Annotated in this window: 19 protein-coding genes and 1 tRNA gene; 5 read left to right on the top strand and 15 right to left on the bottom strand. The window is 60.9% G+C overall.

Features of this window, described 5'->3' with window-relative positions:
• Positions 1-12: 12 nt before the first annotated feature.
• The 8 genes from VDQ28_RS09230 to VDQ28_RS09195 form a co-directional block, all read right to left on the bottom strand.
• Entirely contained in the window at positions 13-312 is a 300-nt protein-coding gene (locus VDQ28_RS09230) for a 4a-hydroxytetrahydrobiopterin dehydratase (protein WP_323035667.1), read from the bottom strand.
• Positions 302-910, bottom strand: a complete 609-nt coding sequence (locus VDQ28_RS09225) for a glutathione S-transferase family protein (protein ID WP_323035666.1) — start codon at positions 908-910, stop codon at positions 302-304. The genes VDQ28_RS09230 and VDQ28_RS09225 overlap by 11 nt, the downstream gene beginning before the upstream one ends.
• Positions 907-2,061: a GNAT family N-acetyltransferase gene (locus tag VDQ28_RS09220; RefSeq protein WP_323035665.1), complete on the bottom strand. Its 1,155-nt coding sequence runs from the start codon at positions 2,059-2,061 to the stop codon at positions 907-909. The genes VDQ28_RS09225 and VDQ28_RS09220 overlap by 4 nt, the downstream gene beginning before the upstream one ends.
• A gap of 48 nt (positions 2,062-2,109) precedes the next feature.
• Positions 2,110-2,889: a glycerophosphodiester phosphodiesterase family protein gene (locus VDQ28_RS09215; RefSeq protein ID WP_323035664.1), complete on the bottom strand. Its 780-nt coding sequence runs from the start codon at positions 2,887-2,889 to the stop codon at positions 2,110-2,112.
• Positions 2,889-3,353: a RidA family protein gene (locus tag VDQ28_RS09210; protein ID WP_323035663.1), complete on the bottom strand. Its 465-nt coding sequence runs from the start codon at positions 3,351-3,353 to the stop codon at positions 2,889-2,891. The genes VDQ28_RS09215 and VDQ28_RS09210 overlap by 1 nt, the downstream gene beginning before the upstream one ends.
• A 279-nt stretch (positions 3,354-3,632) precedes the next feature.
• Complete coding sequence (locus VDQ28_RS09205; protein ID WP_323035662.1) at positions 3,633-4,607, bottom strand: HlyD family efflux transporter periplasmic adaptor subunit; 975 nt, start codon at positions 4,605-4,607, stop codon at positions 3,633-3,635.
• A gap of 117 nt (positions 4,608-4,724) precedes the next feature.
• Positions 4,725-5,855 carry a type I secretion system permease/ATPase gene (locus tag VDQ28_RS09200; protein WP_323035661.1) on the bottom strand — a complete coding sequence of 377 codons (1,131 nt, stop codon included), beginning with the start codon at positions 5,853-5,855 and terminating at the stop codon, positions 4,725-4,727.
• Complete coding sequence (locus tag VDQ28_RS09195) at positions 5,770-6,432, bottom strand: hypothetical protein (protein WP_323035660.1); 663 nt, start codon at positions 6,430-6,432, stop codon at positions 5,770-5,772. Before VDQ28_RS09195 ends, VDQ28_RS09200 begins: the two co-directional genes overlap by 86 nt.
• Before the next feature lie 311 nt (positions 6,433-6,743).
• Here VDQ28_RS09195 and VDQ28_RS09190 point away from each other — a divergent pair, with 311 nt between their 5' ends.
• The 3 genes from VDQ28_RS09190 to VDQ28_RS09180 are packed head-to-tail and all read left to right on the top strand — an operon-like array spanning position 6,744 to position 8,324.
• Entirely contained in the window at positions 6,744-7,361 is a 618-nt protein-coding gene (locus VDQ28_RS09190; protein WP_323035659.1) for a VacJ family lipoprotein, read from the top strand.
• Positions 7,362-7,410: 49 nt separating this feature from the next.
• Positions 7,411-7,956, top strand: a complete 546-nt coding sequence (locus tag VDQ28_RS09185) for an ABC transporter substrate-binding protein (protein WP_323035658.1) — start codon at positions 7,411-7,413, stop codon at positions 7,954-7,956.
• A complete protein-coding gene (locus tag VDQ28_RS09180) occupies positions 7,956-8,324 on the top strand; it encodes a hypothetical protein (protein ID WP_323035657.1) in 369 nt (122 codons plus the stop codon). The genes VDQ28_RS09185 and VDQ28_RS09180 overlap by 1 nt, the downstream gene beginning before the upstream one ends.
• Positions 8,325-8,382: 58 nt before the next feature.
• On the opposite strand, the gene VDQ28_RS09175 is transcribed toward VDQ28_RS09180, so the two are convergent.
• The gene (locus tag VDQ28_RS09175; protein ID WP_323035656.1) at positions 8,383-10,557 is read right to left on the bottom strand and encodes a transglycosylase domain-containing protein; all 2,175 of its coding nucleotides are present in this window, start codon (positions 10,555-10,557) and stop codon (positions 8,383-8,385) included.
• 366 nt (positions 10,558-10,923) lie between these two features.
• On the opposite strand from VDQ28_RS09175, the gene VDQ28_RS09170 reads away from it, so the two are divergent.
• Positions 10,924-12,264 carry an ammonium transporter gene (locus VDQ28_RS09170; protein ID WP_416349423.1) on the top strand — a complete coding sequence of 447 codons (1,341 nt, stop codon included), beginning with the start codon at positions 10,924-10,926 and terminating at the stop codon, positions 12,262-12,264.
• A gap of 107 nt (positions 12,265-12,371) precedes the next feature.
• Here VDQ28_RS09170 and VDQ28_RS09165 read toward each other — a convergent pair whose 3' ends face one another.
• Positions 12,372-13,406: a LacI family DNA-binding transcriptional regulator gene (locus VDQ28_RS09165; RefSeq protein WP_323035654.1), complete on the bottom strand. Its 1,035-nt coding sequence runs from the start codon at positions 13,404-13,406 to the stop codon at positions 12,372-12,374.
• Positions 13,407-13,601: 195 nt separating this feature from the next.
• Between VDQ28_RS09165 and VDQ28_RS09160 the strand changes: the two genes are divergently transcribed.
• A tRNA-Arg gene (locus VDQ28_RS09160) sits at positions 13,602-13,678 on the top strand.
• 237 nt (positions 13,679-13,915) lie between these two features.
• On the opposite strand, the gene VDQ28_RS09155 is transcribed toward VDQ28_RS09160, so the two are convergent.
• The 5 genes from VDQ28_RS09155 to VDQ28_RS09135 all read right to left on the bottom strand — a co-directional run bounded on the left by VDQ28_RS09155 (position 13,916) and on the right by VDQ28_RS09135 (position 17,133).
• Positions 13,916-14,350: a c-type cytochrome gene (locus VDQ28_RS09155; protein ID WP_416349422.1), complete on the bottom strand. Its 435-nt coding sequence runs from the start codon at positions 14,348-14,350 to the stop codon at positions 13,916-13,918.
• Positions 14,351-14,355: 5 nt separating this feature from the next.
• Positions 14,356-15,645: a multicopper oxidase family protein gene (locus tag VDQ28_RS09150; protein ID WP_323035652.1), complete on the bottom strand. Its 1,290-nt coding sequence runs from the start codon at positions 15,643-15,645 to the stop codon at positions 14,356-14,358.
• A 115-nt stretch (positions 15,646-15,760) separates the two neighbouring features.
• Positions 15,761-16,192 carry a cytochrome c gene (locus VDQ28_RS09145; RefSeq protein WP_323035651.1) on the bottom strand — a complete coding sequence of 144 codons (432 nt, stop codon included), beginning with the start codon at positions 16,190-16,192 and terminating at the stop codon, positions 15,761-15,763.
• Positions 16,193-16,345: 153 nt separating this feature from the next.
• Positions 16,346-16,636: a copper-binding protein gene (locus VDQ28_RS09140; RefSeq protein ID WP_323035650.1), complete on the bottom strand. Its 291-nt coding sequence runs from the start codon at positions 16,634-16,636 to the stop codon at positions 16,346-16,348.
• 17 nt (positions 16,637-16,653) lie between these two features.
• Positions 16,654-17,133, bottom strand: a complete 480-nt coding sequence (locus VDQ28_RS09135; RefSeq protein WP_323035649.1) for a cupredoxin family protein — start codon at positions 17,131-17,133, stop codon at positions 16,654-16,656.
• Positions 17,134-17,149: the final 16 nt, after the last annotated feature.

The following is a 17,149-nucleotide window of genomic DNA, read 5'->3' as shown; positions in this document are numbered from 1 at the left end:
GCCCCTTTTTTGCTAGGCCGCGAACCGATCCATGGCGCGTGCGAGATCCACATCGAGCACGGTCAGCCCCTTCACGTCATGCGTGGTCAAGACGACCTCGACGCGGTTGTAGACATTGCGCCATTCCGGATGATGGTCCAGTTGCTCCGCCACCATCGCCGCGCGGGTCATCCAACCAAAGGCGGCGTTGAACGTCTTGAACTTGAACGTCTTGGCTACGGCATCGCGGGTGGCATCATGCGTCCAGCCCGCCGCCAGCAGGTCAGCCAATGCGCTGTCGCGGTCTGCACCGTGGAGTTTTTCAGGACGCATTTGCGCTCTCCTCGTCCAGGTGCGCCGCGCGCAAGCGTGCCGGGCGATCCTTGAGGCGGTCCCAATACGCAAGGAGTGACGGGCGCATCGGCATGAGGTCGAATTGTGCGCCCCAACCGATTTGACTGCCCAGATAGACATCCGCTGCCGTGAATTCGTCCCCTGTGACATAGGCCGATTGGCGGAAATGCTTGTCCAGTGTCTCGACGACGTCCTCGAGGCTGCCATAGCCGATGGCGCGGCGGCGCTCTGGCGGCACGACAAATCCAAAACCGGTGTTGCTGATTGCCGCCTCGACGGGCCCGGCCGCAAAGAACAGCCAGCGGTAATAAGCGGCGCGGTCCCGGGGTGCCGGGGCCAGACCAGCTTGCGGGAAGGCATCGGCCAAATAGGCACAAATCGCCGCGCACTCGGTCACGGTCTTGCCGTCATGGACGATTGCCGGAACCTTGCCCATCGGGTTGATCGCCAGGTATTCCGGCGATTTCATCGTGGTTTCATAGTCGAGGATATGAGCCCGATAGGGTGCGCCCACTTCCTCGAGCATCCAGCGTGCCATTGTGCCGCGAGACCTGGGGTTTGTGTAAAACTCGATCATGGTGATTGCTCCGGACTGTTGGTGCGTTTGAAAGGGGCGAGACGCTCCAGGAATTGCATTTCATCCTCCACCGCCTGTGATTCGCGTTGCAAATAGTCCTTGACGGCATTGGTAAAGCGCGGGTCTGAAAACCAGTGCAGGGAATGCACAGGGGTTGGCAAATAGCCGCGCGCCAGTTTGTGTTCGCCCTGCGCCCCGGCTTCAACCCGGTCGATGCCATGCGCCAATGCCCAGTCGATTGCCTGATAATAGCACACTTCAAAATGCAGGCAGGGGTGATCCTCGATACAGCCCCAATAGCGGCCAAAAAGCGTGTCGCGGCCAATGAAATTCAGCGCCCCGGCAATCGGCTGACCGTCTCTCTCGGCGAGGATCAGCAAAATGTCATCGCGCATCGTCTCCTGCACTTGGTCAAAAAACGCGCGGGTCAGATACGGGCGGCCCCATTTGCGGCTGCCGGTGTCCTGATAGAATGCCCAGAACGCATCCCAATGCGCGGGTTGCAGGGCATCCCCCGTCAAAAAGGAAATCTCGCCACCAAAGTCCTGCGCCTGTCGACGCTCGCGGCGGATGGTCTTGCGTTTGCGCGATGACAGCGCGGCCAGGAACCCGTCAAAATCGACAAACCCGTCGTTTTGCCAATGAAACTGCTGCGTGATCCGGTGCAAAAATCCTTCGGCAGCACCGATCCGGGCCTCGGCCTCGGTGCAAAATGTGACATGCGCGGATGACAATTTGTTGCCGCTGGTGATCTCGCGCAGGGCGCGCAGCAACACGGGTTGCAGCTCTGGCGGCCCCAAAAGGCGCGGACCGGTCGCCGGGGTGAAGGGCACGGCCGACTGCAACTTGGGGTAATAGGCCCCGCCCGAGCGCTGCCATGCCTCGGCAAACGCGTGATCAAAGATATATTCGCCTTGCGAATGGCTTTTCGCGTACAGCGGCATCGCGGCCAGCAGCCCGCCGTCCTGGCGGATCACCAGATGCTTGGCCTCCCATCCGGTGCCCGGCCCGACCGAGCCCGAAACCTCAAGCGCGTGCAAAAAACGGTGCGTCGTAAAGGGATCCCTGGGACGACCGCCCCCCTGCCCCGCAAGCGCATCCCACGCGGCGGAGTCGAGTTCAGAGATGGCATCGACGACCTCAATCTGCATGCTGGGTCCTTTCCCGGTCAACTCAATCTGTGGGCTGAGGGCAAAGGGTCAAGGGCGCGTCGGCAAATACTGCTCAAAGGTAATATTCTGCGCGACACGGCGGGCGCGGACCTCGTCTTGCGGTGACTTGATCGTCCAACACAGGATGGCCGCGCCTTGAGATTTCAGCTCGGTCACGCGCGGGCGGTCCAAATCGAGCCAGTGATGCGAAATAAAGGCCGCGCCTACTGCGTCATAGGCGGCAATCGCAGCCAGATTTTCCCGGTGCGCCTGCAATTGCGGGCCTGCGTCACGGGGAAAATCGCTGGCCGGAAAGGCATAAGTCGTCAAGCCGCGGGGAATATGCGGCATCAATTCCGCCATTCTCGCCACCGAGGACGGGTTGAACGACATCACCGCGACCGAGCCGTCATACCCTTCGAGCGCGGTCGCGGTTGCACGCTCCAGCACGCCGTCCGTCGGCCCCATCGTGCCCGACTGATCCTTGATTTCGATCAGGATCGGCACCTGACCGCCGACCTCGGCCAAGACCTGACGGAGTGTCGGAATAGGTTCGCGACAGGCACGCACGCGAATGCGCTGCAACTCAGCAACGCTGCGCGCCTTGACGGGCCCCGTTTCATAAGTCAGCCGATCCACGTCGGCATCGTGGAACACCATCGCCACGCCATCAGCGCTGGGTTGCAGGTCAATCTCGATGCCAAAACCCTGTGCGATGGCGGCGCGGATTGCGGGCATCGAGTTTTCTGGCCGATGCACCGCGGCATCATGCAAGGCGCGGTGCGCCAAGGGAACCGTCAGAAAACTGGACGGAAGCGGTGCGCGCATCAGGAAATCTCGAAGATCGCCTCGATCTCGACGGCGACGCCCAAAGGCAGAGACGGGGTGCCAACCGCTGACCGTGCATGGCGTCCGACATCGCCAAGTAGCTCGACCATCAGGTCGGAAGCGCCGTTGATCACTTTTGGCTGGTCGGTGAAATCCGGCGTGCAATTCACAAAGCCCACCAATTTCACGACCCGCTTCAAGCGCGACAGATCGCCATCAACCGCCGCCCGCAATTGAGCCAGCAGCGACAAGGCGCAATTGCGCGCGGCCTCGGCCCCTTGTTCGGTGCTCAAATCGGCGCCGAGTTTGCCCGTAATCAGCCCACCCTTGCTTTGGCTGATCTGGCCCGACACAAAAACCTGATTCCCCGAGATCACCCAAGGGACATAGTTCGCGGCCGGTGCCGGCGCATCGGGCAGCGACAAGCCCAGTTCAGCGAGGCGAGTTTCGAGTGCATGCGGCATGGATAACCTCCTGTTCAAGCACTCAAAGCAAAGCACGTTTGGCCGGGCAACAAAAGCCCCGGAATGCACGAACCCGAGCCGCGCAATCACGGATCGCGCATGGCACGGCCAAACTGTTCGACAATCGGTGCAATCAGATAGGCCAGAGGCGTATGTTGACCGGTTCGCAAGAACGCTTGCACGGCAATGCCCGGGCGCAAGGCAACGTTCCCGACAAGCTCCAGGGCTTCGGGCGTCAGCGCTGCCTCGACACGGTAGTGGCGCGCGCCGGTACGTTCATCATCGAACGGCGCTGGCCGAGATTGCGGTGACTGTTGCTGACAAGTCCCTCAAGTCTCTGACCAAGGCGGGAAACTGAACTATGGCCTCTTGCCCGATATACACATGATCAATATCCGCCGGACGGACCCTGAGCGCCAACACCGGGCGGTCCACCTTGACGACGATCTGCATTGCCGTTTCAGCGGCGCGCAACACGGCTCCCGGATCCAGCGTGGCCAGGCCGTGAACAACCCCCGCCGCCGGGGCGCGCAGCGTCAGTTGCGTTCGGCGTTCGCTGAGAACCGCATGACGAGACGTCAATTCAATCAGTTGAACGCCGGCGTCGACCAGAGCTGCCTCGGCCTCTTCACGGCGCGATGCGCGGAGCGTCTCGATTTGCAGATCGACCTCGGCCGTTTGTCCATGAAGCTCGGCGATGCGTGCCGCCAAACTGGCGCGGCTTCCCTCGATTCGGATCGCCTCTCGCGCGAGGGCAACAGACCGCGTGGCCTGGGCAAGGCCGCGTTCGTAGAGTTCTTGCTGGATGGCAAGGTCGTCATTGATCAGCGTGAGTTCTGATGCAAAAGCCATGTCTTGCGCCGCCAACCCCTCAAGCTGTGCGTCGATCTGCACCTTTCGTTGCCTGAGCTGAGAAATCTGTCGGCGCAAGGTATCGCGCCGCGCCAGAAAAAGCCGGTGCTGCGCCTGCACGGCGATCTGCCATTCAAGATCGAGATTTGTGGAATCGGATGGCGGCTCGAAAAACTCCGCATCGCGTTCGGCGATGAGCCGCAGGTTCCGGGCGCGCAGTTCGGTCAATTGGGCGGTCACCAGTGACCATTCCTGCTCCAGTGCGCCGCCGTGCAGACGCAGCAGCAAATCCCCCGCCGCAACCGATTGCCCCTCTCGCACCGGCACTTCGGCAATGACACCGCCCTCCGCATGCTGGACCAGGTGACGCTGCGGCACCGAGTTCGACTTCGCCTGCGGCAAGCACCGCACCGACAATAGGCACCGTCGATGCCCAGACGCCGAATCCCAGCAGCAGAACCATCGCCGAGATAATGCCCAGAAGGATCGGGTCTCTGGGGCTGAGCCCTTCGACCGGGGTCATTTGCGCGCCTCGACATAGTGGTGCACCAGGGACGTGCGGTTGCGCACCATGTCGCGCAAGACCTTGTCGCGCGGGCCGAATGCAACCTGTGCGCCATTGTCGAACACCAGGAGGTTTTCACATTCAGAGATCGCGGCGGGGCGTTGCGCCATCACCAGCACAACGGCGCCACGCGCCTTGAGATCGCGAATGGCGTTGTTCAGTGCCGTCTGACCCGGAGAATCCTGATGCGAGTTCGGTTCGTCCAGGATCACCAAAGTCGGATCGCCATAGAGCGCGCGCGCCAAAGCGACACGCTGCGCCTGCCCGCCAGACAGTCGCGCATCCGGGCCGCTGGCCAGCGTATCATAACCCTGTGGCATGGCGATGATCATCTCATGAATGCCCGCCGCACGCGCCGCTTTTTCGATGGCGGATTGTGTGGCCTCCGGGTTGAACCGTGCAATGTTTTCGCCGACCGTCCCGTCAAGCAGGGTGACCCCTTGCGGCAGGTAACCCAATGCGCGCCCTGAATCCGGCGGCAGCGGCAACGCGACATCGCCCAGACGCATCGCACCGGCGGCAATTTTCATCGAGCCGATCAGGATACGCGCCAACGTGGTTTTTCCCGATCCGCTGGGCCCGATCACGCCGACCGCCGAGCCCGATGATATCTCGAAACCCTTGATGCGCAGAATTGGCGCACCACCGCCGCGCGGCATCACAATGATCCCTTGTGCAACAAGGTTTCCCAAGGGCAAATCCCGCGGTTTGCCCTTGGGCAGCAGTTGCTTTTCGGCCTCCAGCAGCGCTTCGATCCGGCGCCAGGCCGCCAAGGCCGCGCGCAAGTCAGGCCATTGCGTCGCGAGTTGCTCAACCGGGGCAAGGGCGCGCCCCATCAGGATCGACGCCGCCATGATCAGACCGGGCGACAGCTTGCCTTGCAGCACCAGCCACGCACCGACGCCCAGAATGGCGGATTGCATCATCATGCGAAACGCGCGGGCGACGGCGCCATCGACGCCGCTGCGATCTTGCGCCCGGAGTGTTGCAGACAGCGCCTCACCGCGCTGCACTTGCCATCTGTCCGCCACGACATCGCTCATGCCCATCGCCACCACAGCCTCGGCGTCGCGGCTCAGCGCCATGGTTTGCCGATCCGCCCGCAGGAATGCCTGATGTGCCTCGGCCAGCGGCTTGCGGGTGCGCCATTGGCCCCAGAAGGCAAGCGAAATCAGGATAAGTCCCCCCCCCCAGCGCAACAAGACCAAGGGCCGGGTGAAGCAGGAACAGAATCCCGAAAAAGGCAAAGGCCCAAAGCGTATCGAGCACCGACAGGACCGCTGACGAGGCTATCGCCTTGTGTACCATATCGAGATCTTGCAAGGCGCCCAACGTCGCCGAGTGACCTGGATCACGGATCAACGCGAACATTCTGGCCTCGAAAACGGGACGATCCAGAGCGGCGCGAAATTTGGCCGCGATGCGAACCAGAACCCGAATGCGTGCGGAATCCAGCAACGCCATCATGGCGTACAGAAAGGCCGCCAGAACAAAGAGTGCGGCCAGAGTCGCCCCGGATTGGGATGGAATTACGCGGTCATAGACCTGCAACATGAACAGCGGGCCGGTCATCATCAGCGGGTTCATCAGCGCACCGAAAAACAGCACCGCAAACCATAGCCGGCCGGTTCGGATCTGTTTTGGAGCGCTGATCCGCGTCATGGTGTTGCAGTCCCCTGGCCTCATGGCAGCTTGGGACATGCGGTTGCTAACACCTGTCTGTCCCCTGTATACTGAACCTTAATCGCCAACCTGCTAGCATTCGGTAAACGCCCTTGGAGTTTCAGCCTGTGAACATCACACGCCCCCTAAAATTTGCCATATTCGGCGCGGCGACCGCCGTTTTGGGGGCTTGCGCACAGGCGCCTTTACCCACCGGCACGAACGACCCCTTTGAGTCGGTCAACCGGGCGTGGTTCGACACCAATCTGGCCCTGGATCGCCGTTTTTCAGGCGCGTCAGAGGCTGATTCAGTGACCACTGATGTCGTCGCCGACGCCGCAGATCCCGACGCTTTGGCCGATATTGTCGAGGGTGTCGCGCCAACCCCACCATCCCCGTTTCGCCGCATCGTCAGCAATTTTGGCAGCAATCTGGGCATTCCCTCGACAATCGTGAACGACTTGCTGCAAATTCGACCCGATCGCGCCGCCGAGAATACCCTTCGATTGGTCGTCAACACGACGATCGGCGTCGGCGGGTTGTTTGATCCGGCGGGTGCCATGGGCCTGCATGGCCGCACCTCCGATTTCGGCGAAACCTTGCACCGCTGGGGTGTTGGCGAGGGTGCCTATATGGTGCTGCCGGTGCTTGGCCCCACAACCGAACGCGACGCGACCGGCATGATTGTGGACATCGCCCTCAACCCACTGCGCTATATCGTGCCAAGCCCGGAAATCCATTGGACCACAGTTGCGCGTGCGGCGGGTCGCATGGCGGATCGTGCCGAATATGCAGACCTACTCGACGCAAATGTGATCAACACCAGCGACCCGTATGCACAGGCAAGGCTGTTGTATTTGCAGACCCGGCGGTATCATTTGGGCATTGAAAACGAAGCGGAGGTCATCGACCCCTATGCAGATTTCTAAGCTCAATCGCCGCCAAATGCTCTCTGTCGTGGCAGGTGCAGGCAGCGCCATGCTGGTCCCCACGGGGTCCAACGCCATGACTCAGGCCCAAGCCAGAGCGCTCATCGACCGGGTCATGACCGATGTGCACTCGATCATCAACTCGGGCGCGTCGGAGTCACAAATGTTCAGCCGTTTTGAACGGCTGTTTGATGATTACGCCGATGTGCCCATCATCGCCCGCTCGGCGCTTGGCCCGCCGGCGCGGTCGGCCAGCGCAAGCCAGATGACCGCCTTTACCCGGGCCTTTCGTGGATACATGGCCCGCAAATACGGACGCCAGTTCCGCCGTTTCATTGGCGCAACGGCGCAAGTGAATGACGCCCGTCCGCTGCAAAGCTTCTGGGAGGTCGATACGACGATGACGATGCGCGGAGAAGCCCCGTTCGAGGTGCGCTGGCATGTCTCGGACCGGGGCGGCAGCAACCGGTTCTTCAACATCATCATCGAGGGCGTGAACGTTCTGGCCGCGGAGCGTCAGGAGATTGGCTCGATGCTGGAGCGCCGCGGCGGCAATCTGGATCGCATGACGCAAGATCTGCTGAGCGCCGGTTGATGCATCGTTCAATACTCATCCTGGCGCTACTCGCAGGCAGCGCAAATGCGCAGACTGCCCTGCAAGCCAGTGATTTTCACGGCGATTGGACAGACGGTGATCCGTCAGCCTGCGTCGTCGGTCGCGGCGATGTCGAGAATTTCGCCTTTCGTATCGCGAACGGGACGCTTTACAGTGTCGAAAGCAGTTGCGTGATGGAAAACCCGGTCGCCGTGCGTGGGATGCAAGCTGTCTTGTTCGATATGAACTGCCACGGCGAGGGGGACACATGGACTGATCGTGCGTTGTTCATGCATGACCGCCTTGAGGGTCGCCTGATCTTCCTTTCGGATGGTATCGCCCGGATCTTGACGCGCTGCACGAATTAGCAGCGCAACGGCTTCACCAGATCGACGCACGTGGACGTCGGCCAGCGCCCCGACCCCCTCAGTTTCCGCCCAGGATCCCGTTCAGGACCCCCATGATGGAATCCTGCAACGACGGGCCGGTGCGTTGCCCACCGGTTCCCCGGGTGGTCGGCGGCTCCAGATCAGGGCGCCGCGGTTCGATCATCGGCAAGCGGTGCAACGGTTGCCCTTCGTTGATGCGGATCATCGTTTCGCGCCAGATTTCTGCCGGCAGTCCCCCGCCGGTGACGCCGCTAAGTGGCGTGTTGTCGTCGTTGCCCATCCAGACTCCGACCACATAATCCGCCGTGAATCCGATGAACCAGGCATCCCGCGCAGCCTGTGTCGTACCTGTCTTTCCCGCCGCCTCACGCCCGTCCGGCAGGGCGGCGCGCCGTCCGGTGCCTTGGGGTGAATTGATCACTTGCGACATCATCCAGATCAACTGATGCGCCGCATTTTCAGAAATGACCCGCTCGCCGATGCCGCTGCCGATACGCATCAAGGGTGTGGTCTCGCCCGCCAAGGTCAGCGACGTGAAGCCATAGGGCGACACAGAGCTGCCGCCGTTCAGGATGCCCGCATAGGCCGAGGTCATATCCAACAACGTCGCCTCGGACGCGCCCAGCGCCAGAGCCGGACCTTCGGCCAGGTCGGAATGCAGGCCAAACCCGTTCGCCGCCTGCCGCACGCGCTCGCGGCCCATTGCCTCGGAAATGCGCACGGCCGGAATGTTCTGCGACCGCGCCAGAGCTTCGGTCAAGGTCATGAACCCAAGGAAATCATTGGTATAATTGCGTGGCGTCCAAGGGCCGGAACCGGGCACGTCAATCGTCAGGGGGGCATCCTCGACCAGGTCGAACGGCTCATACCCCATGTCCATTGCCAAGGCATAGACAAAGGGCTTGAAGGCCGATCCGGTCTGGCGGCGCGCCTGCGAGGCACGGTTGAAACCGCCCTGAACATACTCTCGCCCGCCGACCATCGCGCGCACCGCACCATCTGCTGACATCACCAGAATCGCCGCTTCGGCCTCGGACCCATCGCGCACGCGCTCCTGGAAGACGACCGCCAGCGCATCCTCGGCGGCGTGCTGGATACGTTGATCCAGCGTGGTCTGAATGAACACGTCCTCGGTGGTATCGCGGGTCAGCCACGCGGGGCCGGATTGCATCACCCAATCGGCAAAATACCCGCCCATCGGCGTTTCCGCCGCTTCATGCAATGTCGCCGGATTGGCGCGCGCGGCGGCCAATTCGGCCTCGGTCAAATAGCCCTCTTCGGCCATCAACCCCAAGACCACATTGGCACGCTCTTGCGCGCGCTCAAGATTGCGCGTCGGCGCGTAATAGGACGGCGCAACCAGCAAGCCTGCAAGAAGTGCGGCCTCTTGTGGTGCGACCTGCGCGGCGGAATGTCCGAAATAGCGCTGCGCGGCGGCCTCGAAGCCACGGGATCCGGCCCCCAAAAAGGCGCGGTTGATATAGATTGTCAGGATTTCCGCCTTGGTAAAGCGCAACTCCAGCGCGAAGGCATAGGGCAGTTCCTGAATCTTGCGCCATAACGTGCCCTGGCGGCAATCCGACTCATAATCGGATTCCGACGCCCAGACATCGGGGTCGAACGCCGTCCCCAAGCACAGCAATTTGGAGACCTGCTGCGTAATCGTCGAGCCGCCCGCGCCGCTGAACGGCCCCCGCCCGGCGGCAAGGTTCGAGCGAATGGCCCCGGCGATGCCGCGCGGACTGACGCCGAAATGGCGATAGAAACGCCGATCTTCGGTGGCGACAATGGCGTTGCGCAGATGCGGTGAGACCATATCGGAGCTGGTAAACCCGCCGAACGACTCGCCGCGCCAGGCGAAAACTTCGCCATCGGCATCCAGCATCGTCACCGAGCCACGCGCGCGACCATCGAGCATGTCGTTCAGATCATTGGGCATCGTCGAGTAGAAATACAGCGTCGCCGCCGCCATCGCGAGGCTGACCACCGCCGTCACGCGCCAGAACACGCCCCAGATGATGCGCCAGACAAACCGCAGGATTCCGCCAAAGAAGCGGGTGATGACGTTGCCTTTTTTCTTCGGGCTTTTGCGTGCGCGTGGCGGTCGCCCGCCGCCGCCGGATCCAGACCTGCCAGTCCGGGCGCGGGGTTGTGTTGCAGGCGTGCGCTTGTCCGCCACCAGGCGTGTGCGCCGATTTCCGCTGGATGCCATACGAGATTACTGCCTTGCCTGCCGCGAACTGATCCGTGTTTTTCGGCATCATACAGTCCTGTCTCGACTTTGTGGAGAGGACAGACACCTCCGATTCACCTTCGTGAACTGACTAATTTTTGTGCATCTCCACCTTATTGTGCCTTTTTTGGGCAAACCTTCCGGAATTCGCGCCGAAATCCACCCCGTCCGGCATTGCATGATGCAAGCGCAGCACGCGCAATACCGCCAGAGCATGTTCACACCGACACAACCTGATGCAGCCTGCAGGGGGCAACAATGATCGACATGAATGCGGCAAGTCCACGACACAGCGCCGCGACAACATCGCCGCGCTTACTATCTGGCTCGAAAGGGATAACCTATATGAATTTCAAGGCTTTGACACCGATTGTAATTGCCACCGCAGTGCTGCCGGTCGCGGCGTTCGGTCAGGAGGCTTCGGTCATCGCCGATCTCACCCCGCCGATGCAAGAGGTCGGCTATATCCTGAACACGTTTCTGTTCCTGGTAACCGGGTTCATGGTGTTCTGGATGGCCGCCGGATTCTCGATGCTCGAGGCGGGGCTTGTGCGCTCCAAGAACGTCACCATGCAGCTGATGAAAAACATCGCACTCTTTTCGCTGGCCGCCATTTTGTATTACCTGGTCGGCTACAACCTGATGTATCCGGGTGATGCTTGGACCATTCCAGGCGTTCTGGGCGCATTCTCGACCGCTGTGCTGGAGCCCGTCGGGCTGGCCGACACCACGACCGATCTGACCTATGCGTCGGTCGGGTCGGATTTTTTCTTTCAGTTGATGTTTTGCGCCACCACCGCCTCGATCGTCTCGGGCACCTTGGCCGAGCGCATCAAACTTTGGCCGTTTCTGATCTTCACCGCTGTTCTGACGGGCCTGATCTATCCGATCCAGGCGTCCTGGAAATGGGGCGGCGGCTTCCTCGACGCCGACTTCGGCTTTCTCGACTTTGCCGGTTCGACGGTGGTGCATTCGGTCGGTGGCTGGGCGGCATTGGCTGGGGCGCTGATCCTTGGGCCGCGCTTGGGCAAATATGATCGGTCTGGCCGCGTGACCCCCCTGCCCGGCTCGAATCTGACGCTGGCGACACTGGGCACGTTCATCTTGTGGATGGGGTGGTTCGGATTCAATGGCGGCTCGCAACTGTACATGGACACGGCCGCCAACGTGGCCGATATCTCGCGCATCTTTGCCAACACCAATGCCGGAGCAGCGGGCGGCGCGTTCATTGCCTTGGCGCTGACTCAATTGTTGTACAAAAAGCCCGACCTGACGATGGTTCTGAACGGAGCGCTTGCGGGCCTCGTGTCGATCACCGCCGAACCCCTGACCCCAAGCCTCGGCGCGGCAACCCTGATCGGTATGGTTGGCGGCACGATCGTTGTCTTTGCCGTGCCGTTCCTTGACCGGCTGCAAATTGACGATGTTGTCGGCGCGATCCCGGTTCACCTGTTCGCCGGAATCTGGGGGACTCTGGCGGTGCCGCTCACCAATGGGAACGCGACCTTCCTTGGCCAGATCGCCTCGATTCTGGTTGTCGGAATATTCGTGTTCTCGGTTTCCGCCGCGGTCTGGCTGTTCCTGCGGTCCACGCTGGGTCTGCGGGTGTCGGAAGAGGACGAAATCATGGGCCTCGACAAGGCCGAACTGGGGATGGACGCCTATCCGGAGTTCTCGAACACCTGAGCAAAAACCGGCACACACCAAAGGGCCCCGAGCACGCGCTTGGGGCTTTTCCCCCTTTATTGCAGACGGCGCCCCAGTTCACACCCGATCTGGCACAAACTGCGCGCTCAGGATTTGCGGATCGTATCGCCGTGCTTCAACTGTGGTGTCAGTTCGATCCGGTGCCCCCCAATGATGCCACCCGTATCCTTGCCCGCGATCAGATTTGCCGCCTGCACGCCGATCTCATAGCGGCAGGCGTCAATGGTTGCCAATTGCATGGGCAACCCATCAAGGAAATCCACCCCATTGAACCCCGCCATGCCCAGTTTTTCAGGGATATCATAGCCCTTTTCCAGGCAATACAGCAACCCGCCAGCCCCGATCATATCATTGGAATAATACAAGAAATCCAGATCCGGGTTGCGCGACAGGATCGCCTCGGTCATCTCGCGGCCCTTTTTCAGCGCCGACCCACCGGAATACAACTCGGTATCGACCAATGCGAGCCCATGCTCCGCGAGACCCTCGGTCAACCCTTCCATCCGTTTGCGCGCGCGGTGATCGGCGGCCATGGTGCTGCCCAGGAACCCGATGCGCGTGTAACCCGCCGCGACAATCGCTTCGGCCATTTGCCGACCCGCACCGCGATGCGAAATCCCGACCACCGAGTCAATTGCCGAGCCGTCACTGTCCATGATTTCGACAATCGGAATGCCCGAATTCTCCAGCATGGCACGCGACGCGTCCGTGTGTTCCAGCCCGGCGATGATCGCGCCCGAGGGCCGCCAGGACAGCATCTCGTACAGGACTTCTTCTTCCTTGTCGGCAGAATACCCGGTGACACCGAATACCGGCTGCAACCCGGTTTCATCGAGCGCATGGGAAATGCCGCTCAGGACCTCCGGGAACACCATATTCGACAGGGACGGCACGATGACAGCGACCAGATTGACCTGTTGTGACGCCAATCCACCCGCGATCTTGTTGGGGACGTAACCCAAGCTGCGCGCCGCGTTCTGCACCTTCTCGCGCGTCGCCGGCGAAACATCGTCGCGATTGCGCAAGACACGGCTGACGGTCATTTCGCTAACGCCGCAAGCTTCGGAGACATCGCGCAATGTAAGCGGGCGGCGGATGTCTGGCTGGCGCGATTGGGTCATGGACTGCGGCTCCTTGGGCGTCGCCGGGCGTCTTGACGCCACGGCTAATTCTGCAAACCCGTTTTACGGCTTACCCTTTCTTTCTAGAACGCCCTGTCGCGCGGTGGCAAGCTTCACCAACATCGATCCTGTGCAGAATTTGTAACGCCCGCTCTTGCCATGCCCCATCGCAATGACCGATACACGGCGGATAACGGCCCCGTGGCTCAACTGGATAGAGCAGGCCCCTCCTAAGGGCCAGGTTGCAGGTTCGAGCCCTGCCGGGGTCACCATTCTTGTTACTTTCGATGCACTTGGCTTAAATGACACATGAGCGGAACGCTGGGCGTCCGCCCGGTCCTTTTCATCACCTCAGCCCTGAGTGCGTTCGCCGAGCTTCACGCTGAACTGGCCATTCTCGGGCGAGGTCCAGACATCGCTTACACACGAAAATAGGGCACCTCCAAAAACTGTCCAGACCTTGGGGATGACGTGACCCCATTCCGTTGAGCATGATCGCGTTGGAGTTGTCACGGTGCGGGCTGGTGGTCTGCCGGGTTTCTGTCTGACTGAATGTCTTGAATACGCTGCGGCCAGGTTGATCGAATATACCCCAAGATATCCCAGATTTCGTCATCTGTGAGCGCGTCGGCAAAGCTGGGCATTCCACTGTTGAACCCAATGACGCCCAGAGCGTCCAAAGCCTCGGCACCGCCCAATTTGGTGTAATCAAACAACAAGGCGTTATTGTGGTGCCAAGTGTGCCCGGTCTCATCATGGGGTGGCGCAGGTAGCACGCCATTCTCATCTGGTGTTTGCCAGTTGGCTTGCCCTTCCAAATTGGCCCCATGGCAGGACGCGCATTGTGAGGCATAAAGCCCCCGCCCGCGCTCAAGGTTGCGGGCGGTCAATTCATGGTCAGCCAGCGCCGATGATCCAATCAGGCAGAACGCCACAGTCACGATTGATTTCACGCGACCTCCACCCATGTTGTCATGCCTGACGCCTGATGGCCCAACATGTGGCAATGCAGCAGCCATTTGCCGGGATTGTCGAAAACGCAAATAATGTCTTGCGAGGTGTTCGGGTTCACCAGCGTGGTATCGCGCAGAGCACCGAGATTTCCAGCGGCATCCACTTCGTAGAAATGATGCCCATGAAGATGGATGCCGTGGGGGAAATGCGTGTCGTTTTCCAAAGAGATCCGTGCCGTCTGGCCGCGTTCAAAGCTGTGAAATGGCGTGTCGGTCAGGCCGGATTGCCCGTTGAAGGCCCAGATATCGGATTGCAACATCATTCGCGGGCTCATCGCGCCGCCTTGCATGATGAGCGTCAGAGCGACAGGGTCGGCCAAATCGGGCGCGGCTGTTGGATTGGCCGGAAGCGCTGGAATATCCGCAGGCGCTCGATCGGAGTTTCGCCCACTAACCGGTAGTGCACCCAGAAGGAACGGCCCGTCACGGGTGGGAAAGTTGATCGCCACCTGCTGGTCCGAGGTGACGTCAGCGATCATGTCGAGGCGCTGCGCCGGGGCAAGCACCAGTTCGGACAGCGCCTGTGGGCGGATCAGAGGCATACCGTCCAAGGCAACCACGCGTCCGGCAACTCCGGTGATCTCGATGGGGAATATCCGGTCGGTTGCAACGTTGATCAGCCGCAAACGCAAACGGTCGCCAACCCGAACCGGCCCGTTGGCGCTGAATAACGCGCGGGCGAAATTCCCCAATCGCCCATTATGTGCCTGATCGTGCCTGTTGTCGAAACCATCCGCCAAAGCGCCGGAGTCCGTCAGCCGCCAATCGTCGATCAGCACGGTGATGTCGTGGTCAACATCCGGCGGTGTGGCTTCCTCGACGATCAGCGGTCCATAGAGCCCCTTGGCGACCTGTTCCGATGATCGGTTGTGCGAGTGATACCAGAACGTGCCGGCGTCCGGCGCTCTGACGGCGTAGTCAAAACGGCCACCCGGCGGCACAACATCCTGAGTCAGGCCGGGGACACCATCCATGGCGTTGTCCAGCCGCAGCCCGTGCCAATGCACCGCCGATGCTTGATCGAGATGGTTCAGAAACCGGATATCGCGAATCTCGCCCTGGCGAAAGCGCAGTTCAGGGCCGGGTGTGGTGCCGTTGTATCCCATCATTGGGGTTTGCGGGCCTTCATCGGGTAAAATACGGGCCATGACCATTTCAGCGGTCAGATCAAACCGCTGGGTCGCCCACCCCATTTGTGGCACAAGAACCGTGCTGGCTGCGGTCATAAGAAAGGCTCGTCTGTGCATGGAGCACCTCACTCTGAAAGGGTTGGAACGTAAACCAGAGGCTACTGAGCCACTGCCAAAAATCGGGAGGGGTGTGCTTTCCAGCGATCTGCCGTCAGCGAATGCCGTTGGCACGCTGTAACTCCCGAATGTAGGTGATGATCATCGTCACGTCACCGCGTGTCAGGTCGTCAACCGGGGGCATATTGCCAAAACCCCAGTGGTGGCTTGTAACGCCATTCGCCACAGCTTGTTGAAACGCCTCGTCGCCGTGGTGATTGGGCTCATAGTAGATATGCACCAAGGGCGGCGCTGTGCCTTCAGTTCCTGCCGCGTTGGCCCCGTGGCAAGCGGCGCAGGCGGTGTCGTAGATACGCTGTCCCAGCAGGGCGTTGCTGGATAATTCGGGGACAATCACGTCTACCATAGATCCCGTCGCGGCCATTCCGGGCGAGACGGGTGTGGGGTGTGAGCGGGTCTGCCAATAGGCAAACCCGGCAATGAGCGTGACGGCACAGACGCCGATCACAAGAGAGCGTTTGTTCATAGCGGAGTCCTTGCAAGAATGTCCTGAGCATTGTCACTTGCGCTTGGTTCATCGGCACGTCGTTTGGACTGCTCATGCGGGGGTGAGTGCCTGCGCCGGGAACAAGGCGACCACCACGCGCCGAAAAAGGGGTTGGCGCGTGGTAGCGTTTTGTCAGGATCCATTGCGCAGTTGCACGACAGTCAGACGACCGTTCACGCGACCGGGAACGAACTGGATGGTTTGACCGACAGTCAGGCCGTCAATCATCGTTGGTTCAGCAAGGCGGAACACCATAGTCATCGCTTCCATGTCGAGATCCACCAAGGGCTCATGGTTGATGGTCAGCCGCCCACGGTCGGTGTCGATTGCCTCGATCACACCATTTACAAAGGTGTCGGCAAAGCCGGGCAATGCGAGAGCTGCAAAAGCGACGGCGAGGGTCAGGGTTTTGGTCGGTTTCATGTGTTTTTCTCCGAAGATCAGTTGACGGTCAGCGGGCCATGCATGCCCGCATCCATGTGGCCGGGGATCAGGCAGGCGTATTGGAACGTGCCCGCTTGGCTGAAGGTCCAGATCAGCTCGCCGGATTCGCCGGGCGCGAGGGTCAGCGCGTTCGGGTCTGCGTGGCGCATGTCCGGCTGGTTCATCATCAGCTCGGCGTGGTCCATGATTTCCTCGGCGGTGTCGAACACGATTTCATGGTCCAGAGAACCGGTATTGGTGACGACAAAGCGCACGGTCTCGCCGCGTGCAAAGGTCAGTTCGCTGGGGTCATAGGCCATGCCGCCGCTCTCAGGCTCAACCATCGAGATCTCGACAGTGCGGGTGACATCGGCGGCCAGACCGGGACGGCCGATTTCCATGTCGTTGTCATGGGAATCGGAGTGTGTGCCTGAGGCAAACGCCGTGCCTGCCGAAAGCAGCAGGGCGCAGAGGGCTGTGGTGAGTTTCTGTGTCATGGTTTTCCTGTGTTGA

Origin of the sequence: Pararhodobacter sp. (assembly GCF_034676545.1) — a bacterium.
In the GTDB taxonomy this organism is placed as follows: Bacteria; Pseudomonadota; Alphaproteobacteria; order Rhodobacterales; family Rhodobacteraceae; genus Pararhodobacter.
Note: the sequence above shows the minus strand (reverse complement) of the source record. Positions and strands in the feature narration are given on the sequence as shown.